Origin of the sequence: Limnohabitans sp. INBF002 (genome assembly GCF_027924905.1) — a bacterium.
Taxonomy (GTDB): Bacteria; Pseudomonadota; Gammaproteobacteria; order Burkholderiales; family Burkholderiaceae_C; genus Limnohabitans.
In genome coordinates this window covers 1,319,228-1,345,899 of record NZ_AP027055.1, presented here as the reverse complement: position 1 = coordinate 1,345,899, position 26,672 = coordinate 1,319,228, and the positions used below count along the sequence as shown (strand labels likewise).

The 26,672-nt window shown below is 57.5% G+C and carries 11 protein-coding genes and 1 tRNA gene (1 of these 12 cut by a window edge); 9 read left to right on the top strand and 3 right to left on the bottom strand.

The window, feature by feature from the left end; translation table 11 throughout:
- The first annotated feature begins 21 nt into the window (after nucleotides 1-21).
- The 5 genes from pal (at nucleotide 22) to QMG15_RS06580 (ending at nucleotide 3,245) form a co-directional block, all read left to right on the top strand.
- Nucleotides 22-531, top strand: coding sequence for a peptidoglycan-associated lipoprotein Pal (gene pal / locus QMG15_RS06600; protein ID WP_108358673.1), 510 nt, complete (start codon nucleotides 22-24; stop codon nucleotides 529-531).
- Nucleotides 528-1,259, top strand: coding sequence for a tol-pal system protein YbgF (ybgF, locus tag QMG15_RS06595; protein ID WP_281787930.1), 732 nt, complete (start codon nucleotides 528-530; stop codon nucleotides 1,257-1,259). The genes pal and ybgF overlap by 4 nt, the downstream gene beginning before the upstream one ends.
- Nucleotides 1,256-2,338, top strand: a complete 1,083-nt coding sequence (locus tag QMG15_RS06590) for a YeeE/YedE family protein (RefSeq protein WP_281787929.1) — start codon at nucleotides 1,256-1,258, stop codon at nucleotides 2,336-2,338. Before ybgF ends, QMG15_RS06590 begins: the two co-directional genes overlap by 4 nt.
- Nucleotides 2,331-3,107, top strand: coding sequence for a tRNA threonylcarbamoyladenosine dehydratase (locus tag QMG15_RS06585; protein ID WP_281787928.1), 777 nt, complete (start codon nucleotides 2,331-2,333; stop codon nucleotides 3,105-3,107). Before QMG15_RS06590 ends, QMG15_RS06585 begins: the two co-directional genes overlap by 8 nt.
- Before the next feature lie 62 nt (nucleotides 3,108-3,169).
- A tRNA-Lys gene (locus QMG15_RS06580) sits at nucleotides 3,170-3,245 on the top strand.
- A gap of 154 nt (nucleotides 3,246-3,399) precedes the next feature.
- On the opposite strand, the gene QMG15_RS06575 is transcribed toward QMG15_RS06580, so the two are convergent.
- Complete coding sequence (locus QMG15_RS06575) at nucleotides 3,400-3,684, bottom strand: tetratricopeptide repeat protein (protein WP_108358669.1); 285 nt, start codon at nucleotides 3,682-3,684, stop codon at nucleotides 3,400-3,402.
- A 79-nt stretch (nucleotides 3,685-3,763) separates the two neighbouring features.
- Between QMG15_RS06575 and QMG15_RS06570 the strand changes: the two genes are divergently transcribed.
- Nucleotides 3,764-4,237: a hypothetical protein gene (locus QMG15_RS06570; protein ID WP_281787927.1), complete on the top strand. Its 474-nt coding sequence runs from the start codon at nucleotides 3,764-3,766 to the stop codon at nucleotides 4,235-4,237.
- Here QMG15_RS06570 and QMG15_RS06565 read toward each other — a convergent pair.
- Together QMG15_RS06565 and QMG15_RS06560 are read right to left on the bottom strand one after the other, a co-directional pair.
- Entirely contained in the window at nucleotides 4,212-4,514 is a 303-nt protein-coding gene (locus QMG15_RS06565; protein WP_281787926.1) for a HigA family addiction module antitoxin, read from the bottom strand. The two genes, QMG15_RS06570 and QMG15_RS06565, sit on opposite strands and share 26 nt — an antisense overlap.
- Before the next feature lie 21 nt (nucleotides 4,515-4,535).
- Complete coding sequence (locus QMG15_RS06560; protein WP_281787925.1) at nucleotides 4,536-4,814, bottom strand: type II toxin-antitoxin system RelE/ParE family toxin; 279 nt, start codon at nucleotides 4,812-4,814, stop codon at nucleotides 4,536-4,538.
- Nucleotides 4,815-4,952: 138 nt separating this feature from the next.
- On the opposite strand from QMG15_RS06560, the gene QMG15_RS06555 reads away from it, so the two are divergent.
- The 3 genes from QMG15_RS06555 to QMG15_RS06545 form a co-directional block, all read left to right on the top strand.
- Entirely contained in the window at nucleotides 4,953-5,390 is a 438-nt protein-coding gene (locus QMG15_RS06555) for a POTRA domain-containing protein (RefSeq protein ID WP_281787924.1), read from the top strand.
- Nucleotides 5,391-5,576: 186 nt separating this feature from the next.
- Nucleotides 5,577-7,298: a ShlB/FhaC/HecB family hemolysin secretion/activation protein gene (locus QMG15_RS06550; RefSeq protein WP_281787923.1), complete on the top strand. Its 1,722-nt coding sequence runs from the start codon at nucleotides 5,577-5,579 to the stop codon at nucleotides 7,296-7,298.
- Between the two features lie 90 nt (nucleotides 7,299-7,388).
- Nucleotides 7,389-26,672, top strand: the 5' portion of a protein-coding gene (locus tag QMG15_RS06545) for a YDG domain-containing protein (RefSeq protein WP_281787922.1). It continues 15,654 nt past the right edge of the window; the window shows 19,284 of its 34,938 coding nt (coding positions 1-19,284); the start codon lies at nucleotides 7,389-7,391; the stop codon falls past the right edge of the window.

The following is a 26,672-nucleotide window of genomic DNA, read 5'->3' as shown; positions in this document are numbered from 1 at the left end:
TCTTTTTTTTGAATCATTCTTATGAAAAAACTTCTGTTACTCGTCTCCATCGCGGCTGTGTTGTCGGGCTGCGCCTCTGGCGTTAAGTTGGACGACGTGCAAGTGGACGACCGCTCGGGCGGTACGTCTGGTCAAAGCGGTGTCAATGGCTTGAGTTCGCGTGGCTTGGGTGCCATGCAAGGCATCAAGCAAGGCCCTGTGGGCGTTGAGCACATCATTTACTTTGACCTCGACAGCTACAGCGTCAAGGCCGAATACCAAAACGTGCTGGATGCACATGCGCGCTACCTGCGTGCCGATCGCAACCGCCGCGTGAACATCGAAGGCCACACCGACGAGCGTGGTGGCAGCGAGTACAACTTGGCTTTGGGCCAAAAGCGTTCAGACGCCGTGCGTCGCTCTTTGTCGGTTTTGGGTGTGCCTGAAAGCCAAATGGAGTCGGTGAGCTTTGGCAAAGAAAAGCCAGTGGCCCAAGGCTCTGACGAGTCTGCCTATTCACAAAACCGCCGTGCAGCGCTGAACTACCAATGACATTGAACCCTTCTTTTTCTCTCCGCGCTGTGGTCTTGGCCACAGGTGTGTTGTTGAGCACTGGCGTGCATGCCGCGTTGTTTGAAGATACCGATGCACGTCGTGCGATTCTCGATTTGCGCGAACGCGTGGAACGCCAAGGCGAAGAGATTCAAAACTTCCAGCGCAGCTTGCTTGAACAGCAAAACCAGTTTGAAGCCTTACGCGAAGAAACAGCACGTTTGCGCGGCGAAAAAGAAGAGTTGACGCAAGAGCTGCGCCGCCAGCAAGAGTTGTCTCAAGGCGTGGACGACCGCTTGAAAAAGTTTGAACCCACCAAAGTCAAGGTCGATGGCGTGGAGTTTGTGGCTGATCCCGCAGAAACCAAAGCCTACGAAGACGCCTTGGCCATCTTCCGCAAAGGCGAGTTTGGCGCCGCCAGCACTGCGTTCAACGACTTCATCAAACGCAATCCCAAGAGTGGCTACGTGGTGCCTTCGTTGTTTTGGGTGGGCAATGCCCAGTACGCCAACCGCGACTACAACAACGCCATCAAAAACTTCAACACCTTGTTGAGCAAAGCCCCGAACCACATGCGTTCTGCAGACGCCATGTTGTCAGTGGCCAATTGTCAGTTGGAGTTGAAAGACATCAAGGCCGCCCGCAAAACCTTGGGCGATGTGGTGAAGACCTATCCACACACCGAGGCTGCCTCTGCGGCCTCTGAGCGTCTGGCGAAGCTCAAGTGACCGAGATCGCCACGCTCACCAAAGAGGTCCTATGGGCCTTTTTTTTAGGGGGCTTGCTTTTGGGCGCCATCAGCCAACGCACGCACTTTTGCACCATGGGCGCCATTTCGGATGTGGTCCACATGGGTGACTGGACGCGCGCACGCCAATGGCTGTGCGCGATTGGCGTGGCGATGATCGGCTTTGCCGCTCTGGCCGACTTTGGCCTGATCGACCCTAGCAAAACCTTGTACGCCAGCTCACGCCTGATGTGGTTGTCCACGCTGGTGGGCGGTTTGATGTTTGGCTACGGCATGGTCATCGCCTCAGGCTGCGGCAACAAAACCTTGGTGCGCATGGGCGGTGGCAACCTCAAGTCGTTGGTTGTGTTTGTGGTGATGGGCGTCAGTGCCTTTGCCACCCTCAAAGGCATCACGGCGGTCTTGCGCGTAAGCACGGTAGACGCCGTGTTTGTCGATATGCCTGCGGGTGCCAATCTGAATATGCTGGGCGTGCCCGGCTTGGCTTACCTCCTTGGCCTAGCCTTGTTGGTTGGGGTGTTGCGTCACAAAGATTTTTGGTGCGGCGACAGTCTTGTTGCAGGCTTTGGCGTGGGCGGCACCGTGATGGCCATGTGGTGGGTGAGCGGTCATTTGGGCTTTGTGCCTGAACATCCAGAAACGTTGGATGCCGTGTATGTCGCCACCAGCTCGGGCCGCATAGAAGCCTTGAGCTTTGTCGCCCCCGTGGCGGCCACCTTGGATTGGCTCATGTTTTACAGCGACGCCTCTAAAGTGCTGACCACCGGCGTGGCCGCCGTGGCGGGTGTGGTTGTCGGCTCTGCGGCCTCGGCTTTGCAAAGCAAAACGTTTCGCTGGGAAGGCTTTGCCAACCCGCGCGATTTGGGCCAACACCTGCTGGGTAGCGTGTTGATGGGCGTCGGTGGCGTGACCGCCCTGGGCTGCACCATTGGGCAAGGCTTGAGTGGTCTTTCGACCTTGAGCTTGAACTCGGTGGTGGCCTTGGCCGCCATCGTGTTGGGTGCCGTGGTGTCTTTGCGCCAGCAAGCCGCGCGTTTGGAGCGCACCGCCTGTGTTTGAGCCTTCTGTCACCGACCGCCGCTTTGGCGGCTTAGAGCGTTTGTATGGCGTGAACGGTGCCGCGCGCATTCGTGCCGCGCATGTGGTGGTGGTGGGCGTGGGCGGCGTGGGCTCTTGGTCAGTCGAAGCCTTGGCACGCAGCGGGGTGGGGCGCTTGACCCTGATTGACCTTGACCACGTGGCCGAGTCCAACATCAACCGACAAATTCATGCGCTCGACGACACCGTGGGCATGGCCAAGGTCGAAGCCATGCGCCAACGCATTGCCCACATCAACCCCGACTGCGTGGTGACCTGCATCGAAGACTTTGTAGAGCCCGACAACTGGCCAAGCCTTTTGGGGGGTGTGCCGGTTGATGCCGTGATTGATGCCTGTGACCAGGTGAAAGCCAAAACCGCCATGGCGGCTTGGGCACTGAAACAGCGCTGCTTGTTCATCACCGTGGGTGCTGCGGGCGGTAAACGCTTGGCGCACAAAGTGGATGTGGATGATCTGTCTAACACCAGCCATGACCCTTTGTTGGCCAAACTGCGTTACAACCTGCGTCGCGAACACGGCGCTGCGCGCGATGGCAAAAAAATGGGCGTCACTTGTGTGTTCAGCCGTGAAGCCGTGGCACCACCCGACGCGAGCTGTGCCGTCGAAGGTGACGGCTCATTGAACTGCCATGGCTACGGCTCTGTGGTCAGCGTGACGGCCACTTTTGGGCAATGCGCAGCGGGATGGGTTTTTGATCAAATTTCTTCGCGCCCATTGCCAAAAGCGTGAAAAATGCGTTATACTTTTAGGCTTCGCAGGGTACGAAACAAACGTTAAATACCTCGCGTGATGGGACCATAGCTCAGTTGGTAGAGCAGCGGACTTTTAATCCGTTTGTCGTGGGTTCGACCCCCGCTGGTCCCACCAAAAATCTTAAAAGGACTTAGAGAAATCTAAGTCCTTTTTTCATTTCCGAAACGATTTTGTATTTTTAATCATATTCAATAGAAATACGATTAATCTTATGTAAACAATGCAAGGGCCACAAAACCACCAAGGGCGGTGGTGGTTTGACGGCGTATCAGGCCGCAGTGGCGGTGCCAGACAGGTAGCTGGCGTAATTGTTCGTCAGCTGGTCATAGGCATTGGCGGCATCGCTGAACAAGTTTTGTTTTTGCAGTAGCCAGCCATAATTGAACCAAGCCACGTGCTTGCGCTCGTCTTGGCTGTGCTTGAGCCATTGACGGTAGAGGTCAATCGCTTCTTCGTAGCGGCCTGATGCTTCAAGCATTTCCGCAGCTTGCGTGAGTTCGTTCAGCGTAAAGCTGGTCAGTTTTCCGCCAGAGAGGTGTTGGTTGTATGACATGTGGTGCTCCTGAAAATCAATTTGTTCTAGCTATGCATAATCTGTGCCAAATTAAAAATTGACAGTTTCACTATCAAATATGAGAAGTTACAAACTCTATTTCCTCATCGCCATGGCAGTGGCTTTGCCGATTCAAGCGGCTGAATTGGCCACATTTGATGAAGTGCGCAAACAGTACCAAACCTACGGTGACGGCACGCGTTTGTCTTATCTGTACAACCGATGTGCGGCTTTGCAACTGAATGTGTCGGCGCTTTTGCTGCGCAAAGGCCAGAAAAAAGGTGCGCAAGATTTCGAATCTTTGGCGCAACACTACATGGTGCTGTCTGAGGCCAATGAGCGAGAAATCGACAAAAAACGCGGCATGAAAAGCAAAGACACCATGAAAACCGTCAACCGAGCGGTGGCCAATGTGTCGGAGGTCTACAGCAAACGCATGAAAGACAACTTCGCCAAACGCGGTGAGTACTTGATTGGCGATGTCCAGCTAGAAGCCGAACTGGCGGAATGCAATTTGCCAGAGGTGTTTAAGAAGAAAGCGTTATCGGATTAGCCATCGACACAGGCTGAATTGGCGCACGAGCTTTGGCCGTTTCCATCGCTTGCCAAAGGTCGCGTTGGTTTTGCAGTGCCAACCAAAACCCTGCCGATGTTCCAAGCGCTTCGGATAGGCGCAAGTCCATATCTGCACTGACAGCTGCATGCCCATGGATAAGTCGTGAGAGCATCACACGGCTGATGCCAATGTGTTGGGCAAAAGCTGTCACGCTTACATTGAGGTCTTTGAGCCATCCTGCAAGTAGGGAACCAGGAGGTGTGGGGTTGTGCATTTTTGATTTCATTGTTGTCTTTCAGTGGTAATCCAAATAGTTCAATAGCTCCACGTTTTCACCTACAAATCGAAATGTCAGTCGCCAATTGGCTTGGACGGTCATGGCATAAAAGCCAGCCTTGTCACCTGACAAGGCGTGTAACCGCCAAGAGGGGCGTTTCAAATCATGCGGGCCAACTGCGACATTTAATGTGGTCAATAAATCTCGCAGGCGAGTGGCATGAATGGCTTGTATCCCTTTGGTTTGCCCCGTTTTAAAGAAAAGGGCTAAAGCTTTGTGTGAAATTGAGAGAATCATAGTTTGTAAATCATTGCTTTACAAATGGGGATGGGATTTTCAAGGTTTTACATCGCATGTGATTGAGTGCGGGGCAGAAAACTCTGCGCCCGCGCTATGCTTAAGCCTGTTTAGGTTTGACTGGTTTCAGGGGGATTTATGCGTCACACATCGTTAGCGGCTGCTGTTTTGGCAGTGCTGTGCAGCGGCACATGGGCTCAAAACATCCCTGATGCGGGCGCTTTGATGCGTCAAATCGAGCAAAGCAACAGGCAAAACCAGATGCAGCAAGCCGCTCAAAAACGCGAAGCCTTGCCGCCCGCCTTGGTTTTGAGCGACGCCACCGTGGTCACGGCTCAGCGCTTTAAGTTCAATGGCAACAAGATCTTGGCGACCGATCGGCTCCAAGTGGTGGCAGCACCTTTTGCCAATCGGCCTTTGACCGCACACGATTTGCAGCAACTGACCCATGCCGTGTCCGAGGCCTACCGCCAAACTGGTTGGGTGGTGCAGGCCTACATTCCTCGTCAAGCGTTGACGGGGGACGAGCTGGTTATTCAGGTGATTGAGACCATTCCTCCTAGCTCTTCACGCTAAAAAGCGTTTCATATAAAGGGCGCACGCGCAAAGCGGCAATTTCGCCCAGTAAAACCGTCAAAAAACGGCAAGGCACGGAATTTGCATTAATACAACCCTTATGGTTGTTTTAGTACTCATTTTGTGAAGTTAACTCGGTCGCGAATCATTGCAGCGATTGCGTTCCTGTGTCTTTTGGCTGGGTCGTTGGAAATCTACGACCCTGTTTTGCCAAAGCAGGCAGGCCGCGTGCTGCGCGCGATTGAGGAAAAAACCGACCTGCCTGTCACCGAATGGGCCGAGGCCATCACCGGCACAAAGATTGCCGAACCCAAGCCCCATGCGGCTTACGCGCCAGGCACCGTGGGTGCCGCCATGGACAAAATGCTGGCCGACAAAGAAGCGGCTGAAGCCGCTCAGGCACTCATCACTCTCAAATCGATCAAATTCCAAGGCGTCACCATTCTGGGCGACATGGAGCTCAAAGGCATTGTCGAACCCTACATCGGCACCCCCATGAGCTACGAGCAAATGCTGGAAATCGGCATGGTGGTGGAGTCGTATTACCGACAGAACAACTACTTGGCCCGTGCCATCTTGCCGCCACAAGACCTGACCGACGGCGTGTTGGTGGTGGATGTCATTGAATCGGTGTTCTCCAAAGTCGAGATCGAGCAAGAGCTTGCCGATTTGCCCAACACCCAAGCGCATGTGACTGCCATCATCGAAGCCCAGCAACACACGGGCGAGCCTTTGAACACCAAGTCGCTGGACCGCGCCTTAGCGCTGGCCAATGACCTGCCGGGCATGAGCGTCCAAGGCTCATTGCGTCAAGGCCGCGAAGCCGGTGAAACAGAGTTATTGCTTAAGTTGTACCAAGGCCGCACGCGTCAGGCGGAGTTGACCATGGACAACGGCGGCTCTCGGTCCACAGGCGCGATGCGTTTGATGGCCACGCTGAATTGGTTCAACCCCAACGACCTGGCCGATTTACTCAACGTCGTGGCCGTTCACACCCAAGGCAGCGACTACGCCCGCTTGGCTTACAGCATGCCCGTTGGCACTGACGGTTGGCGCATGGGGCTGAACGTGTCAGCCATGAGCTATGAAGTGGTCGTGGGCGAGCAGGGCATGGTGGGCGCCGTGGGCCGAGCCATCACCAAGGGCATGGAATGGGTCTACCCGCTGTTGCGTGCTGACGACCGCAGCGCCACGGTCACGCTGAGTGCTGATGGCAAAAAGTTTCAAAACACCTCGGCTCAAGGCTTGTTGATGTCTGATTACGAGGCCAAAGTCATGGCTGCGCAGGTCGCAGGCTTTTACCGTGACCTCAACCCGGGCGGTGGAACGGGTACCTATTTATTACAGATTGCGCATGGCAGCATCAATTTGGACGGCTCTCTCAGTCAGCAAACCGATGCCACCACCGTGCACACCGAAGGTGTCTTTAACAAGCTACGCGTCATGGGTAGTTGGCAACAGTCACTTACCAACCAGACCACAGCCTTTGTGTCGTACACCGGTCAGCTGGCCGACAAGAACCTGGATTCGTCTGAAAAAATGCAGCTAGGCGGCATGAACGGCGTGCGTGCTTATCCGACGGGCGAGGGCTCGGGCACCGATGCGCAACTGATTCAGTTTGAGCTGCGCCACAGCCTTGAGTCTGGCATCAACCTTACCGGCTTTTATGACTGGGGCCAGCTGTGGCTGCAACATGACCCGTCCTACCCCGGCGGGCCGCAACACAACCGCAACACCTACAAAGGCTTTGGTGCCAGCATTGGCTACACCAACGACGATGGGGTGAACTTCAAAGCCACATGGGCGCGCCGCCAAGGCCACAACCCCAACCCCACGCAAACCGGCAACGACCAAGACGGCACGCGCGACCGCAACCGTTATTGGCTGCAAGTCACCGTTCCTTTCTGACGCGTGAATTCTTTGCGCGATCCCTCCTCAAGAAGTCCGCCCCCATTCCGAATCGGAATGGCTATGCCGCGCTTTGTAGAAACACGCCCCTTGAATTCAGACGTCACTCGACGTCTGGGTGTCAAGCCGCGCCTGCAACCGCGTGTATCTATATGTGTGTTGTCGCACTTACTAGGCATCGCAGGGTTGCTTTCTCTGCCTGCGCTGGCCCAAACCACCGCCGTGCCCAGCACCCAGCTGCCCACTGGCGGCCAGGTGAATGCGGGCCAAGCCACCATCAGCCAATCGGGCAACACCCTCAACGTCAACCAAACCAGCCAACGCGCGGTGGTCGACTGGAACACGTTTAACGTTGGCAAAGACGCCACCGTCAACTTTCAGCAGCCCAATGCCCAATCGGCCACGCTCAACCGCGTGACGGATACCCAGCCCAGCCAAATCTTGGGCCGCATCACCGCGCCGGGCAACGTTGTGCTGGTCAACCCGCAAGGTGTGTACTTTGGTAAGTCATCCAGCGTCGATGTGGGTGGATTAGTAGCCAGCACACACAACGCGGCGAATCAAGAATTCATGGATGGGCAAATCAAGCTCACCCGCAATGGCGCCAGTGGCAAGGTCGAAAACGAAGGCGAACTGCGCGCTGCGCTGGGTGGCTACATCGCCATGCTCGCGCCCGAAGTGCGCAACAGTGGTGTGATTGTGGCCAACCTCGGCACCGTGGCCTTGGCGGCGGGTGAAACCTTTGAGCTTAAATTTGACGGCGGCGGCGCGCTCAGCAGCGTGCGCGTGTCGGCGGCGGCCATCAACACCTTGGTGGAAAACAAAAGCGCCATCAAAGCCCCGGGCGGCCTGATTATTTTGTCGGCCCAAGCCGCCAGCCGCTTGCAAAGCGGCGTCATCAACAACAGCGGCACCATCGAAGCCACGGGCTTGGTGCGCCGCGCAGGCCGCCTGTTGCTAGAAGCCAGCAGCGCCATTTTGAACAGCGGCACCCTCAGCGCCAACGCCGCGGGCGGGGTGAACGGTGGGCCTGCCGGTACCGTTAGCCTGAACGCCCCTGATGTTCAGAACAGCGGCACGCTATCAGCCACTAACTTAGCGGCAAATTCTTTCCCCGACAGCGGCAGCCTGGCGGCAGAAACTGGCCGCATTCAAATCAACGCCGACACCTTCAGCCAAACCGCCACCGGTTTGTTAGACGTGTCCGCCGTGGCCATGCAAGCAGGCCGCATTGACATTGCCGCCGCACAGACCATCGCCGTCAGTGGCCGCATCTTTGCCAACGGCGTGGTGACCGACCCCGCCCACATCGTGGCCAACGCCTTGGGCGGCAGCATCCAACTGCAAGCCACCCGCCGCGTGGACCTGACCACCGCCGTGCTAGACGCATCGGGCGAGGGTGGCGGTGGGCGCATCCACATCCAAGCCGACGGCGTGCCCACACCTGCGGACAATCCAACCCAAGCCCCAGTCAAAGGTGTCGTGCTGCTCAGCACCAACACCGTCTTGCGCGCCAACAGCGCCCGTGCCCATGCGGGCCGCGTGGAAGTGGAGGGCGACGACATCAGCCTAGACACCGGCACCCTCATCGAAGCCAAAGGTGCCACACAAGGCGGCACCGTGCTGGTGGGCGGCGACTGGCAAGGCAGCGGCACCCTGCGCCAAGCCACCACCGTGACCCTAAGTGCCGACAGCACCATTGACGCCAGCGCCACCGACAAGGGCGATGGCGGCAAGGTGGTGTTGTGGAGTGCGGTGGACAACACCAGTTCAGTCACTACGGCCTACGGCACCATCAATGCCAAGGCTGGTGCCAATGGGGGAGATGGTGGCGTCGTCGAAACCTCGGGTCATCACCTCATCCTCGATGGTTACAGAGTAAGCACAGAGAGTGCTTATGGCTTATCTGGTTTGTGGCTACTCGACCCCTATGACATCGCCATTGGAACCACAGTGTCAGGAACCGCATTTAGCTCTTCCGGCACTGACTACATCTACACATCAGCGGCTGGCAGCTACATCACTGCCAGCTCGATTGCCACTGCTCTGGCTTCAACGAATGTGACGATTCAAACGGGTTCTGGCGGCACTGGCTATGGTGATATTTTGTTGAACTCGCCCATCAGCTATGCGGGTAGTGCCACCACAACGCTGACATTGAAAGCCTCGCGGAATATCTTTTTGAATGAGGCCATCAGCTCAAGCAATGGCAAGTTGAACTTGGTGGTGACTTCTGATCACGACAACAACTCGTCTGGTGACCAAATTCGTGTAGGCGGTAACGTTACAACATTGGGCGGCAATGTAACGCTTACAGGTGAAAACATTGTTTTTCAAGGTGTGACTGGGCAAACCATCAGCACAGTTCGCACTGGTGAAACGGGTGGCTCGTTCACAGTCAATGGTTCGACTTTCTTGGCTGTTTACAACGGCGCGACAGCGGCTAACTTGGTTCTGAATACGGGTGGCGGTGCTGTCAACTTCAATGGCACGGTTGACAACGCAACCGACAGCCTGTTCCAGCGAATTTTTGATGTCACATCTGACAGTAACTTTGATTCACTAGCCACCACTTATGGTTTTAACCAAATCAGTGGCGCTTCAACCAACCCATTTTTTGAAAACCAGCGGGCGTTTGGACAGTTTGTTAATCAGTCGATTGATTTGACGTTCAACAACCTCAACAACAGCTCGGTCGGGCTGAACTTCAACTTCTACGCCATCGACTCGTGGGATGGTGCTGCTGCCGAATACTTTAAGGTTCAGGTTAGCAGCAACGGTGGTGCTTCATTCACTGATTTGTTCACGTTGAAACCCAATTGGAGCACGGCGTTTACCAATACCAGTGGTTCGGTGAGTGGCTATTCATATGCGGTCACGCTCAAACAAGAAGGCAACCTATTTGGTTCTAACCGCGGTAACTTTGACCAAATGGACCGCCGCATTGGCATTGCTATTACAACGCCGAACGTTTCGTCAGTCACCTTAAGGATGACAGGCGCCCTCGATGGCGATGTGGTGGATGAGTCATGGGCTGTTAACGGATTTACGTTGAGCAATGCCAAAACCAGCGTGACCGGGAACAGTGGTTTGACGATTGATGCAGGGGCTGGCGGCGTCACCATGGGAGGCGCAGTTGGTTCAACTCGCGCCTTGTCTGGCATGACCATGACTTCGGGGGCATTGACAGCAGGGGCCATCAACGCTGGCGCAGGTGGTCTGTCGGTCACTAACTCTGGTGCTGGTTCAATCACGGGTGCAATCAGCGGCACGGGTGGCTTGACTAAAGCAGGTGCGGGCACGCTCACACTCAGTGGCTCCAGCAGCTATTCAGGCGCCACCACAGTCAACGCCGGTACCCTGAAAATTGCAAGCACGGGGGCCATTTACGACTCGGGGAGTATTGCAAGCAGTGCAACAGCAATCACCACCGTCAACACCGGCGGTATCTTGGAGTTGACCAACTGGGGCTGGGCTGGCACAGGCGGTTTGGGGCAGCGTTTCTTCGATGCAAACGCATTGGTCATCAACGGCGGAACGCTTCGTTACTCAGGCGCCAGTGACTCAGCAAGCACCCGTGGTTTCACGGTAGGGACGAGTGGTGCAACCTTTGATTCAGCCACATCAGGCATCACGTGGGGGTTAACCGATGCTGGCTCGGGGTACCCAACCTATCGCTCCATCTTTAATGGCAACGTGACATTCTCGGGCGCAGGCAACATCACCTTCTCGCACCTCCTCACAGGCACGGGTGCCACCCTCACCAAAAACGGCACGGGCATGCTCACCTTGTCTGGCGCCAACACCTTCACAGGCGGCACCAACATCAACGCAGGTACTTTGAACGTCAACAGTAGCGGCGCTTTGGGCTCGTCGGGCACCCTCGGTTTTGGTGGCGGCACTTTGCAATACAGCGCCAACAACAATACCGACTACTCGTCACGCGCCAGCAATGCGGCCAGCCAGGCTTACAAGATCGACACCAACGGCCGCGACGTGACATGGACAAGCGCACTCACCAGCTCGGGCGGTACCCTCACCAAGCTGGGCACGGGCACATTGACGCTCACAGGCACCAACACCTTCGCGGGCGATACCACCATCACCGCGGGTACTTTGCAGCTGGGCAATGGCGGCAGCACGGGCAGCTTGGCGTCGACCAACATTGTTGACAACGGCACCTTGGCATTTAACACAAACGTTGACACGACGGGGGCTTACAACATCAGCGGTACGGGTGGGTTGCAAGTGACAGGTATCACGCGAGGATCGGCTTTGTACAGTGGCTATTTAACAACCACGCCAGTCAACATTGCTAACGATAGTACTGTTGCTGAGGTGTTGTATCGGCTCTCCGGAGCGCGGGAAAGCGGGACAGCAATCACCGGCACACCCCAAGCTGGCATTTATTTCAAAACATTTAATCCACTGACCAACACAGCCAATGCACAGGTGCAAATGTATGACGGCACCTATACCAAGTTTGTGTACGTCAAGCTGATTCAAAGTGGCAGCAATGTCCAAGCTGTGGCCGATACCTCCAATAACACTGGCACTGGGGCGGGCTACAAAACTGGCAACTATCTGGGAACCGACATGACAGTCGGGGCTAGCAGCATGGGCCTAGCGACTGGCTCAAACGGTGCATCTGGCTACGGCGTTGATACGCTTTACACCACGACCAAAGTCACTCTCACGGGCACCAACACCTTCACGGGAGGGGTAACTCTCTCAAACACCACGACCACGGTCTCATCAGGCGCTCCCCAATACAGCCAAACGGCCTTGGGTACCCTAGAGTTAGGTAGTCTGGCCAGCAGCACCGTTACTAACAATGGCTTGCTCATCTTTAATACCAGCGCTGCCCAAACTTGGGCCGGTGCCATGTCGGGTAGCGGCTACTTCATCAAAGAAGGCAGCAGTGCGCTCGCGCTCACCGGCGACTCGGCTTATAGCGTCGCCCCCATGGTGTATGACGGTTCGCTCCAGCTGGGTAATGGTGGTACCACCGGTGCGTTTGCGGCAGGGGCTAACTATTTACTGCTATCTGCCACATCCAATTTGACGGTTAACCGCAGCAACGCCTTGACGCTCTCAGGCGTGGTGCAGGGCCTTGGTAGCTTCACCAAAGCAGGCACTGGCACCCTCACGCTAAGTGGCGACAACAACTACACAGGTCTTACCAACGTCAACGCGGGTGCACTGACCGTGGCCCATTCCAACGCCTTAGGCTCTGCGGCTGCTGGCACCACGGTGGCCAATGGCGCGGCTTTGCAGTTCAGCGGCGGCGTGTCCACAGCCGACAACCTCACGGTGCAAGGCACGGGCATAGGTGGCACGGGGGCTTTGCGAAACCTCTCGGGAACCAACTCGGTCCTAGGGGCGGTCACGCTCACAGGCGATACAAAAATTCAATCTGACGCAGGCTCGCTCTCATTGGTGCCAAGCACGGGTAATGCCATCACGGGTAACTACAGCCTCACGTTTGATGGGGCTGGCGCTACATCGGTGGGTGGGTTGGGCCTTTCTAGCGGCTCACTGACCAAATTGGGCTCAGGCCGCGTGAACCTGATGGCAGCCAACACCTACAGCGGCGACACAACCGTGAGCGCAGGTACTTTAGGCGTCTACAACAACACAGGCCTGGGTACCAGCTTGGTCAAACTTGGCTCAGGCACCACGTTGCAGCTAGGTAATGTGAGCTTGGCCAACAACATTCAGCTCGATGGTGATGCCACCATTGCCACGGGTATAGCCATGCAATACCTGGTCGTGGGTGGCGGTGGCGGTGGTAGCAACGCCTCATGGGAAAGATACCCACAGGCTGGCGGTGGTGGCGCAGGTGGTCAAGTGGTCAGTGGCTATGGCGTTGATTGGGGCCAATACGCCATCACGGTCGGAGCGGGTGGCGGTCAAACTGTGGCAGGTGGCAGCTCTTCTATCGGTAGCGTTGTAACTGCTGCAGGTGGTGCTGGCAGTGTTTACTCTGCCAACGTGGGTGGTGCTGGCGCAGGTGGCGCTGCATCTGGCTACACAGGTGGTCCAGGCGTGACCAGCGCCATTACCAACACTACCGTCACATATGCCGCGGGCGGTAACGCCAACAGCCCTGTGGCTGGCACAGCAAACACGGGCAACGGCGGGGGTGGCGCTTATTCCACCAATACAACCTATAACAACGGTGCCAGCGGTGGCTCAGGTGTGGTGGTGGTTGCCTATGCAGGTAGCAGCGTGCTCACCACGGGTGGCACAGCCAACGTCATCACCGCTGGCCCTATGGCCGGTATGGTGGTGGTGACGTTCAATGCCTCTGGCACGCTGGGTATGTCAACCATCAACAGCACCCTGCTTGGCAACATCAGCGGTTCGGGTGCTTTGACCACCAACGCCACGGGCGGCAAGATTAACTTGATGGGCACCAACACCTACGGTGGCTCCACCACGGTCAGTGGTGGCACTTTAGGCCTGTACAACACGTCAGCCATCAGCGCGGGCATGCTCATCATGGCCAACAACAGCACCATGTTGCTGGGCCGTGGCCTTACCAGCTTTGCCAACAACATCCGTTTGGATGGTGCTGCCACCATTGGCTATGACGCCAATGTGGACTACCTCGTCTTGGGCGGCGGTGGCGGCGGCGGCGGCGCTTATGACTCAGGCCAAGGCGGTGGTGGTGGTGCGGGCGGTTTGCTTTATGGTTCTACCTCTTTGTCTGGCACCTCCTATGCGGTGACCGTGGGTGCAGGTGGTACTGGTGGCGCTGGTAGTGCATCAGGAACCAATGGCAGTAATTCAGCGCTGGGTAGTGGCCTCATCGCCATTGGCGGTGGCGGCGGTGCACAGCGCAGCAATGGCGCAGCAGGCGGCAGTGGCGGTGGCGGCAGCCGTTCGTTTGGGGGCTCCGGCGGCGGTGCTGGCGCTGGTACTGCCGGACAGGGTTATGCCGGTGGCTCTACCTCAAGCACCTCGTTGGCTGGCGGCGGCGGCGGTGCGGGCGGCACGAGCACTGGGGGCGTTGGTGGTTTAGGTTTGTCGCTCTCTATCAGTGGCTCTGCTGTGACTTATGCAGAGGGCGGTGATGGTGGCAGTTACTCGTATGCCAATGGCGCATCTGCAGGTGCTTATACAGGCTCTGGTGGTGGAGGTGCATCGTCCAACGGCGCCAATTCAAGAACGGGTGGCGCGGGCGGTTCGGGCTTGGTGGTGGTGCGCTATTTGGGCGCGGCTGCTGGTACAGGCGGCACAGTGGCCAACGGCACGGGCAGTGCATTGGGCTACACGCTACAAACATTCACATCCAGCGGTGCCCTAACTTTGGGGGCGTTAGAAGCAACCATCAGCAGCAACATCACCGGCACGGGTTCGCTCACGGTTAATCCAGCTAGCAGCGGCAAGTTCACGTTCACGGGCACCAACAGCTACGGTGGCAGCACCACCATCAGTGCGGGCACGTTGCAGGTGGGTATGGGCGGCTTGGCTGGATCATTAGGCGCGTTGAGTGCCGCAGTGATTAACAATGGCGCACTCATCTTCAACCGCTCAGACGCACTGACGTACACAGGCGCTTTCAGCGGCACGGGTAATTTGACGGTGGCAACGGGCGGACTCACGCTCAATGGTGGCGCCAGCTACAGTGGCGCCACGGTTTTGTCGGCCACAGCCACGCCGACCAGCATCAGCTACAACTTCAATGTGCCGCCCAGCACCTCGGGCTTTAGCGGCAAGGGCGCCGTGAGCATTGCACCTGCGGCCAATAGCAGCTTTAGCAGCGCGTTCACGACTAACTACAGTTTTGCCAACACGCTCACGGGCGTGACCATGGGCAGCAGCACCAATACGGCGGCTATGACGATTGGCGCCAACATCGACATTGCTGGCCCCATCAGCATTCGAGGCGGCAGCATTGTGCAAGGGGCGGGTATTTCGGTGTTGTCTAACGGAAATGACATCACCTACGCCGCAGCGGGTGGTAGCTACACCGCCGCAGCTGACAAGGCAATTTCTATTGGTGCCACCACCGGTTCACGCGCGGTCATTAACGCAGGTGGCGGCAACATCAGTTTGACGGGTAGTTGGGGCACCACGGGTGTAGCAGGCCTTGGCGACGCTGCTATTTCGATTTTTGGCTCTGACATCAAAACCTCAGGTGTTGGCACTCTCAGCATCACGGGTGACGCCACCAACACCACCACCACAGACTGGGCCTGGGGCGTGAACTTAGGTAGTGGCGCAGTGCTTCAAACCGAAGCAGGCGCAATCAACATCACAGGAACGGGTGGTAAGGCGTCGGGTACCTCGCGTGGTCTGGGTGTTTCTGGCAGTGTTTTGAAGTTGTTGTCTAGCTCGGGCAGCATCACTCTTAAAGACCTCAGTCCTACTGGCCTGACTGGAACCTACACAGGTTTGTATTTACAACCCAGCAGTGCAGCAGGCATCAATTTGGGCTCAGACGGCACCACAGTGCTTTCCAGTTCCTCAACGACAAGTTCTTCTGATATCACCATTCAAGCTGACAAAGCCAGCTTTGCAGCCAACGGCTCTTATAAGACCAACCTCGTGACCTCGGGGGATGTGGTGATTGAGTCCGTAGGTAACAACTTCAGCTCGACGTTAGACAACACATCCTTAGGTATCTCGGGAGGTCCATCCAGCGTGCGTATTGGAAAGACCACGAACACAGGCAATGTCACGCTGGGCAGCGCCATCACGGCGGCGGGGCCGATCAGTGTTTACGGCGGAGACCTCACACTCAAGACCAACCTCACCAGCACTTTGGCTGGTTCAGCCATCAAACTGATGGCGACGGGCACGATCACCAGCAACACTGCGGCCAACACACTGACCACCAACGGTGGTGCGGTGCTGTTGGCCAGCGATACCGATGGCAATGATTCTGGAAGTATTTATGTCAGCACATCAGGCTTGACCGTCGACACCCGCACTGGTCTGGCGGGTAGCAAAAGCACCACAGGCACAGGCGGTGGTGCCATCACCCTAGCAGGTGGCGACCAAGCAGGTACGGGCTATGCCTCGGGTGTCAGCTCTACAGTGGCAGGCGGCATTACCTCAGATGGTTATTTGGGCTTGCTCTCAGGTGGTGGTGACATTGCCATGCGAGGCCGAAGCTGGGCTGGCGCTGTGGGCGGCGGCTATCAAGCCTGGGGCATTGCCCATTGGGGTAGTGCAGGCTTTGTGGCCGACAGTGGTGTGGGCAAGATTTACTTAGAAGGCATCAGCCGCTCATCAGGCACCAGCTCTTACAAAATTGGTATCAGCACCTATTACGGTGTGGATCTGAAGTCTGCTTATGCCGGTTCAGATGCGATCAAGTTACTGGGTTCAGCCACCTCATCAGGTGCAGGTTGGAACCATGGCGTGGATTTGGGTACAGGTAACGAAGGCTATTCAACAGCCACTTACCAGCGCATCGTGGCCAGTGGGGTTGGTGGCGGCATTTCCATCATCGGCACTGCCAATGAATGGGCGGTCCTGATTCGCAATGGCAGCCAAATTCTGGCCAATGGTGGGCCTATCAACATCAAAGCGGGTGGTTTAGGCGCCAGTGGCGCAGCATCGGCTTTGTATTTGCGCAACGGTTCCACACAGTGGTGGGGCTCTGCGGCGAGCAGTGCGGTTACCTCAACCAACAGCAATGTGCTGATTGAATTTGACAACTACAACTTCTCTGGTTACCCCAACATCGACACCACAGGGACGGTGACATGGCAGTCCACATCCAATTCATTCACGCGTGATGTTGACACCAGCTGGTTTATTTGGAACCCCATCGGCCAACCCATGACGGGTTTAACGATTGGTAAAACAACCAATGCCCTGAATGTTGGGTTCTCCACCGCCGATGTCACCGTAGCTGGCCCTATCACGGCGTATGGCGCTGACATCACGGTCAATCGCTCATTGAGCAGCACCGCTTTAGGGGCAGATATTCTGCTCAAAGGGACGGGCACCATCACACAAGCCGCCAGTACGACAGTCAAAACAAACGGCGGCGACATCACCTATTGGGCCAACAGGGCGTCGGGTACGGATGGCTATATCTCTGTCGGCACTACAGCTGTGATTGACTCTCGCACCAATACGGGTCGAGCGGGTGCCAGTGCAAACAGCACCACTCTCAAAGGTGGTGGCAACATCACTTTGGCGGGTGGCGCTGATGATGGCGCCAACAGTGGTACGGCGAATGACGGTATTCCCGATGGCTACGCCATTTCGTCTAGTACGCGTGGCATTGACTTGAACACGGCTTCCATTTATTCGGGTGGCGGCAACATCTTGATGCGCGCCAAGTCAACTGGAAGCTCGGCGTTTTGGGGCAGTGGTATGCAGCTCAATGCAGGTGCTGGCACCATCAACTTGGTCGCTGTTTCAACCAATGGTTACGGTTTTGACCTCGGTACAGTTTCAGCCATGAATATGGTGGCTGGCGGGGGCAGTGCCAGCACGCCAGCCATTAGTTTGAATGGGCAAGGCACAGGCTTGGGCATTCTTCTTGGGTTTTATAACAACGCAAGCACCCAAGGCCGAAGCCTGTTCCAAGCCACAGGTGCTGGTGGTATCAGCCTGACTGGCGTAGGAGGGGGCGGCTACGAAGGTATCAGTACCAACGGCACAGGCTTCTTGTCAGCCAGTGGTCCGATTGTTTTGGACGGTGGCACCGCAGGCATTGCGTTTGCCAAATATGCGGGGGGTGGTTACACGCTCGCAGTCACGCCCATGGGCCGATGCGCGGTGGCGACGTGTGCCAACAGTTTGGTGACCACATCCACAGCCAACATCACGCTGACAGGCAACACGCTCTCGGCCGGCACAGGCGTCAACACCTACACCAGCGGCACGTTGACCTTGCAACCTAGCGCCACGTCTTTCACCAGCGCGCTGTCTTGGCCTGTCACCAACTTAAATCTCAGTGCAGATGTCAGCGGTTTGACCATTGGTAAGGACACGGGTACCACAGCGCACACAGATACGGTAACGATTGCCAGCAACACCACCATCAATGGGCCTATCAGTGTGTATGCGAACACCATCAATGTGAGTGCCAATCTCGACACCACTGGTGGCGCAGCCAATGGCGACATCTTGCTCAAGGCTTCAGGCAATATTTCACTGGCAAGCGGCAAGACCATCACCACCACGGGTGGTGACGTCACCTTCTGGGCCGATAGCGATGGCAACGGCACAGGCTATGCGCAGATGTCGACCAATTCATCTATTACTACCAGCGGTGGTTTGGGTGGTGCGATTACCTTGGGTGGTGGCACTGATATCACCACGGGTTACGCACGCGGCGAGGCCACACGTGACTCGGTGACTGAGCCCCTTTACGATCTTTACATCTCCGGCGTGAACTTGCAGTCTGGCACTTCTCTCACTTCCGGTGGTGGCGACATCATCTTGCGTGGGCAGAACGTGAACACGTCTGCCAATGTCATGTCATTTGGTGTGATGGGTGGGGGCGTGACAGTAGACTCCGGCGTCGGAAAAATTTCTATCTCTGGCAAGGCTACTGGTTCGGCTACTGTCAATGCTCAAGCCATTTCTTCTTATGGCAACGGTTACACGTTGCGCTCGATTAACACCACGTCTCAGGCCATCATGGTTGAGGGGGATGCTTCTGCGGTCAACGGTACCAATGCAAGTTTGGGTATCAATTTCGGCGGAAGTATCGAGGCCACAGGTACTGGTGGCGGCATCTCCATCACAGGAAAGTCAGGTACAGCCGCAGTTGACGTTGCAACTGGATTGGGTGGTTCTAGCGTCTTGGCCAAGTCAGGCCCCATCACCATCAGGGGTGTCAACGACAGCGCTAACCTAGCCATCAGTGGGCAAGGCGCGACCATTGGTTTTAAATCGGGAAGTAGCGTCCCTTCGTCATCCAGCGACATCACCTTCATTGGTGATTTGATTGACTATGGCAGTGCCACGGTTCAAAGCAGTGGCACGCTCACCCTCAAGCCCTACACAGCCAACACCACCATCGGTGTGGGCACCGGTACGGGGAGCACTTGGACAGTGGGCAGCAGTTTGTTCAGCGGCACCTCGGTATTCAAAGATGGTTTCAGCTCCATCGTGTTGGGCGCATCTGACGCAGGCCACATCACCGTGGGCGGTGCCAACAGCTTCGTGGACAACGTCACTTTGCTGACCGGCGGCAACATCACCCTCAACTCAGGCGCCACCATCACCGACAGCCAAAACAGCGGCTACATCGCGTTGGCGGCCACAGGCAACTTCATCAACAACGCTGGCGCTTCGGCACTCAGCACCACGGGCACAGGCAGCCGCTGGTTGGTGTACAGCGCATCGCCCGCCAACGATGTGTTTGGCAACCTCAACAGCGCCAACGGCGCGGTGTGGAACGCTAGCTACGCCACCATGACGCCATCTGCTGTGACCGCTACGGGCAACCGCTATTTGTTCACTGGCACACCGTCGGTCACGGTCACGGCCAGCGCCACCAAAACCTATGGCACCACGCTGACGGCCAGCGATGTGTTGGGCCTGACCAGCAGCTCGGGCAGTTCGCCGGTGTACACCTTGCCCACGTTGGCTGATGTGTTCAGCGTGAACCCCACGGTGTCGTCGTTGGGCTTGGTGGCCACGGCCTCGGTCAGTGGCGGGCCTTATGCCATCACCGTGGCGCCGGGCACATCGACCGGTAGCTACACCATCACCTATGCCACGCCCGGCACCATCACGGTCAACCCCAAAGCATTGACAGTGACGGGCACCACCGTGGCCAACAAAGCCTACGACGGCACCACCAGCGCTGTGCTGACCGGTGGCAGCTTGGTGGGTGTGGTCAACAACGACAGCTTGACCTTGGTGCAAGCCGGCACCTTTGCCAGTGCCAATGTGGGCACAGGCTTGGCTGTGACAGCGGCTGACAGCATCACCGGTGCGATGGTGGGCAACTACACGTTGACCCAGCCCACTGGCTTAAGCGCCAACATCACCAAAAAGGCTTTGACCATCACGGCCAACAACGACGCCCGTTTTGCAGGCCAAACCGACACAGCCGGTTACTACGGCGTGAGCTATGTCGGCTTTGCCAGCGGCGAGAGCAGCAGCAACCTCAGCACCTTGCCCACCATCGCACGCAGCAACAGCAGCGTGGGCACAGCGGGCAGCTACACCGGTGTGTTGGTGCCCTCGGGGGCAGCAGCCACCAACTACAGCTTTAGCTATGTGAATGGCAACTACACCATCGTCGGTGCCAACGAGTTGTTGGTGCGCTTGGGCACAGTCAGCAATGTGTACGCCACCACCCCCACCTACAGCGTGACCGAAGCCAAGTACATGTTGCCCAACAACGGCGTGGTCGACTTGCTTAACACCGGCGCAGGCAGTGCCAGTGTGAGCGGGGCAGGGCAGGTCACGGTCACCGACACCAGCGGCGCATCGGCCACGTTCAACGCGGTGGCTTTGAACGGCACCAACAGCACCTCGGGCTGGCTCAACGTGGGCACGTATCAATGGAAGGCTGACCCTAGCAGCGTGGTGTTGTCAAGCGGTGTGAACTTCAACAATTCAGTGAACGTGGTGGGCTCACAAACGGTGACTACCAAGTTCTTTGCGCCTACGCCCACCATCAGCAAGGTGTATGACGGCACCACCACCATTGCAGGTTTGTCGGGCACACCGATTGGTGTGGTGACCGGTGACGTGGTGACCATCAGCGGCGCAGGCGCGTATGCCAACAAAAACGTCGGCACCAACAAAACCTACACCCTCAGCAACATGGCCTTGAGCGGCACAGATGCTGGCAACTATGGCCTGACCACGGGCAGCAGCCTCACGGCCAACAACGGCACTGTCACGGCTAAGGCCATCACCGTCACAGGCATTGCCGCCAACGACAAGGTGTACGACGGCACCAACTCGGCGACCTTGAACACAAGCAATGCCGTGTTCAACGGCATGGTGGCGGGCGACGCGCTGACCGTGGCTGCCACCGGCACCTATGGCAGCGCCAACGTGGCGTACAGCGGCTCGGCCTTGGCCGCGCAAGTGGTGGCTTTCACCAGCACCTACGGCGGGGCGGACGTGAGTAACTACAGCTTTGCAGGCAGCCCGACCACCACGACTGCAAAGATCACGCCGAAGTCACTCACGCTCACAGGCGTTGCCGCCAACGACAAAACGTATGACGGCGGAGTGGTCGCCACCATCGGTAACTTTGGCACGCTCACCGGTGTGTTGGCAGGAGATACAGCCAACGTCATCTTGGTCACCTCAGGCGCTTCGGCCACCTTTGCCGACAAAAACGTGGCCTACAGCGGCAGCACCGTCATCACCAAAACAGTCACCTTGACCGCGTCGAGCTTGGGACTGTCAGGCACCAAAGCTGGCAACTACGCCATCGTGGGCAACCTCACAGCCAGCGCCAAAATCAACCCCTTGAGCGTGACCGTGTCAGGCATCGCTGCCAACGACAAGGTGTACGACGCCACCACCAACGCCACCGTCAGCACCACCAACGCCGTGTTCAATGGCCAAGTGGTCGGTGACGATTTGCATGTGTCTGCCACAGGTGTGTTTGCCGCCAAGGCAGCAGGCACTGCCCGCACCGTCAACCTGACCAGCAGCTACAACGGCACAGACCTAGCGAACTACGCCATCACAGGCCAGGCCACTACCACGGCCACCATCACGCCCAAGGCCTTGACGGTGTCAGGCTTTGTGGCCAACAACCGTGTGTATGACGGCGGCTTGGTTGCCACCATCAATGCCAACAATGTGTTCTTGGCCGGCCTCATCAGTGGCGATGTGGTCACGGCTTCGGCCACGGGTACCTTTGCCGATAAAAACGTGGGCACAGCCAAAACCGTCACGCTCACCAGCAGCTACGCCGGTGCCGACAAAGACAACTACACCATCACCAACCAAGCCACCAGCACGGCCAACATCACGCCCAAGGCTTTGACCATCAGCGGCATCACGGCCACTGATAAAACCTATGACAACACCACAGCTGCCACTGTGTCGGTGAGCGGTGCGGTGAAAACGGGCTTGGTGTTGAATGATGTGGTTGACGTTAGCGCCACAGGCGTGTTCAGCGATGCCAATGCCGCCACAGGCAAAACCGTCACGCTCACCAGCAGCTACAGCGGCACTGATGTGGGCAACTACACGATCACCTCGCAGGCCAGCACCACCGCGCGCATCGTGCCGCTGGATGTGCAGCTGCCCGCTGATGCCAGCCTGACCAAGGTGTACGACGCCACCACATCCGTGGCACCTGCTTTGTCGGGCATTGCCACAGGCTACGGCAGCTTGAGCGTGACCAGCGCCAACAACAGCCAGCTCTACACCGATGCACTGGCGGCAGATAAGTTGCTTTCGGGTGGCATGACCTTGACGGGGCGTCCCGTGTTCAGCAGTGCTGATGCAGGCACCGTATCGATGGACCAAGGCAGCGTGCAGCTCACAGGCACGCGTGCCGCCAACTACCGTTTGGTATGGGTGGCCTCCAACGCCACCATCACACCAGCACCGTTGACCATCACGGCCAACAACGATGCACGTTTTTATTCGCTGACCGATGACACCAACTACGCAGGCGTTCGCTACAGCGGTTTTGTGGGCGGACAAACGTCGGGGGTGTTGGGCGGTACTTTGGCCATTGCGCGTGACCGCAGTGCTCAACTTGCGAATGATGCCAACAGCGTAGACACCCAAGATACGCATGGCACTTACACCCGCGTGTTGGTGCCCTCGGGCTTGACGTCAAGCAACTACAACATCACTTACGTCAACGGCGACTACACCATCGTGCCTGTTGGCCAGCTCTTGGTGAAAGTGGCCGACACCAGAGCCACCTATGGCAGCACCCCCACTTACACACTGACAGCTGCGGGGTATTTGTCGTCGGCGACTGCGAACAGCGTGACCACATACACCGTGAACGACCTGCTGGCGAGCAACCCCAGCCAAGCCAGCGTGAGCGGCAACCAAGTGACAGTGACCGACGGCAGCACCACCGTGGGTAGCTTCAGCTTGGGTGCAAGCAACCCTTCGCTCAGCAGCTCGGGCACGCTCAAGGTGGGCACCTACAGCGTGGGGGCCACATCCATCACCACCAACAGTGGCAACTTCAGCAACACCATCAACGTGGTGGGTGGGTATGAAGTGACGCCCAAGTCGCTGACAGCCAACGCCACCAACGTGACCAAAGAATACGACGGCAACACCGCTGTGCTGGGTAACTACATCTTGGCGCCTGTTGGCTTGGTGAGCGGCGCGTCTGTGACCGACACCGTGACACTCAGCGGCGTGGGTACCTATGCCAACAAAAACGTCACGGGCGCCGCCGACAAAACCTACACCTTCACCAGCTTGGCACTCGGCGGAGCCGATGCGGCCAACTATGTGTTGATTGACAGCAACAACGCTGCCACCACCACCTATACCGCCAGCAATGGCGAAATCACACCACGTGCGCTGACAGTCAACTACACAGGTGTGAACAAGGTCTATGACGGCGTTCTCGCCGCCACCGTGACCACCACCGACAACCGTGTGGCAGGTGACACCTTGACCATCAGCCGCAGCGCTGACTTCGATAGCAAAGATGTGGGCACCGCCAAAGCCGTCAGCGTGAGCGGTGTGGGTTTGGGTGGCACAGACGCTATCAACTACACGGTGGCCGCTACAGGCAGCGCCAGTGCCGACATCACGCGACGCGCCTTGACCATCAACTACACCGGCATCAACAAGGTGTACGACGCGGGCACCGCCGCGACCGTGACCACCACTGACAACCGTGTGGCGGGTGATAACTTCATCGTCAACTGGACAGCCAACTACGGTGACAAAAACGTGGCCGGTGGCAAAACCATCAGTGTCACAGGTGTGAGCTTGAGCGACCCGTCGGGCGTCACGTCGGTGGATGCGGGCAACTACACGGTGGCGGCCACGGGCAGCACATCTGCCAACATCACCCCACGTGTACTGACCGTGTATTACACCGGTGACAACCGTGTGTACGACGGCGGAACGGTTGCTACGGTTACGATCAGCGATGACCGTTTGAGCGTGGGTCAAACGCTGGACGACCTCACCATCAATCGCACAGCCAGCTTTGCCGACAAAAACGTCGGCACTGCCAAAGCCGTGAGCGTGAGCGGTGTGAGCCTGACGGGTGCCGACGCCAACAACTACAGCGTGGTGGCCACGGGCAGCACGACAGCCGACATCACACCGCGCACCTTGACGGTGGCCTACACCGGCGTGACCAAAGAGTACGACGGGCTGCTGAATGCGAGCGTGACCACCAGCCTCACCTCAACCAATGGGTATGTGAACGGCGACGTGTTGACGGTCTCTCGCACTGCCAATTTCGTTAACAAAAACGTGGCGTACGACAGCAACAACAACGTGGCGCCGGTGAACATCAGCGTCACAGGTGTGAGCCTAGGCGGCACCGATGCGGCCAACTACAGCGTGGACAGCACGGGCAGTGCATCGGCCAACATCACGCCCAAGGCTTTGTCGGTTGTGCTGACCGGCAGCATTCAAAAAACCTACAACGGCAACACCGATGCCGCATTGACCTCGGCTAACTACAACCTCACCGGTTTTGTCACGGTGGGTGGCACAACTGAACACGCCACCATCACCCAAACGCAAGGCGCTTACAACAGCCGCAACGTGCTGACAGCCAACAGCGTGACGGCCAATTTGGTCGCCAGTGATTTCACCGCCGACACCGGCACCACGCTGAGCAACTACACCTTGCCCACCAGTGCCACAGGGGCCGGCAGCATTGGTCTGCGCAACTTGACCGTGACCTACACCGGTGTGAACCGCACGTATGACGGCACTGCTGTGGCCACAGTGACCACCACCGACACGCGTGTGAGCGGTGATGTGTTTGACATCACCCGCACGGCCAGTTTTGCCGACAAAAACGTGGCCACAGGCAAAACCATCAGCGTGTATGGCGTGGCCTTGACAGGCACCGATGCCACCAACTATTTGGTGTCGGGCACAGGCAGCACCTCGGCTGATGTGACGCGTTTGGATTCGGTCACTTGGGTGGGCGGTGCGACGGGTGAGTGGTTCAACCCCGCTAACTGGGCGGTGACGGGCAACTTGTCGCTCACCGGCGTCGTACCCGATTTGAACAACGTCAAAACAGTGCTGGTGCCAAGCGGCGCAGGCGGCGCAGCCATCAGCTTTGATGACAGCGTGGCTGGCCTCAGCGCAGGGGCGTTGTCAGGCATTGTGTTGGTGGACAGCCTGACTTACCAAGACTCGGTGGCGTTGAGCAAGCTGAATTTCAAAAACGGTTCTTTGGTGGTCAACAACAACGCCACGCTCGGCGGCTTTGAAAGCGCAGCAGGCACCACCTTGACCGTGGGTGGCACCTTGGACGTGAACGTGGCCAGCGGTAGCAAAACCATGGCGGGCTTGTTCAACGGTGCGGGCAGTTTGAGCAAAACAGGCGCAGGCACGTTGGTGATGACCGGTGGCAGCGCCTATACCGGCAGCACCACCATCAGTGCAGGCACGTTGCAAGTGGGCGATGCCACCACCACGGGCAACTTAGGCAGCGGCAACATCGTCAACAACGCCACCTTGGTGTTCAAGCGCAGCAACGCCATGGGCATTGCCAATGTGATTTCAGGCACGGGTGAAGTCAAGCAAGAGGGCGCAGGCGCCTTGACCCTCAGTGCGACCAACACCTACACCGGTGCCACCTATGTGAATGCTGGCACTTTGGCCATCAGCACCGATGACAACTTGGGCGCAGCCCCAACCAGCACGCAAGCCGCTCAGCTGGTGGTGAACAACGCGACTTTGTATTTCTACCCAGTGTTCACCACAGCAACCCAAGCCAAGCGTGGTTTGACCTTGATAGGCAGCACCACACTCAACACAGCCGAAGGCAGCAGCGTGACATGGGCAGGGCCCGTGACAGGGACTGGCTTAACAAAAGCAGGCGCGGGCACGCTCATCTTGACTGGCGCCAACAGCTATGCCGCCACCACGGTGAGCGCAGGCACGCTGCAAGTCGGCAATGGCGGCAGCACGGGCACGTTGGGTACTGGCGCAGCCACAGTGACGGGAACACTGGCATTCAATCATTCCGCGGCGACCACGGTGGGTAACGCCATTTCTGGCGCAGGCAGCTTGAACAAACTCGGCAGCAACACGCTCACGCTCACAGGCGCGCAAACCTACACCGGCGCGACAGATGTGGCCGGTGGCTTGGTGTTCCAAAACGATGTGGCGCCCACCACCATCGGTTTCACAGGTGCAGGTGCGGTGACGATTGAGCCAAGCAGTGCGTCCTTTACCGCGGCATCGTTCACGCCCAGCTATACATTTGCCAACAGCCTTTCTGGA

What these genes read in the sequence shown, in the direction of transcription:
- QMG15_RS06575 (WP_108358669.1), bottom strand. Translation starts at nt 3,684, where the DNA reads ATGTCATACAACCAACACCTCTCTGGCGGAAAACTGACCAGCTTTACG.
- pal (WP_108358673.1), top strand. Translation starts at nt 22, where the DNA reads ATGAAAAAACTTCTGTTACTCGTCTCCATCGCGGCTGTGTTGTCGGGC.
- QMG15_RS06565 (WP_281787926.1), bottom strand. Translation starts at nt 4,514, where the DNA reads ATGCACAACCCCACACCTCCTGGTTCCCTACTTGCAGGATGGCTCAAA.
- QMG15_RS06570 (WP_281787927.1), top strand. Translation starts at nt 3,764, where the DNA reads ATGAGAAGTTACAAACTCTATTTCCTCATCGCCATGGCAGTGGCTTTG.
- QMG15_RS06560 (WP_281787925.1), bottom strand. Translation starts at nt 4,814, where the DNA reads ATGATTCTCTCAATTTCACACAAAGCTTTAGCCCTTTTCTTTAAAACG.
- QMG15_RS06555 (WP_281787924.1), top strand. Translation starts at nt 4,953, where the DNA reads ATGCGTCACACATCGTTAGCGGCTGCTGTTTTGGCAGTGCTGTGCAGC.
- ybgF (WP_281787930.1), top strand. Translation starts at nt 528, where the DNA reads ATGACATTGAACCCTTCTTTTTCTCTCCGCGCTGTGGTCTTGGCCACA.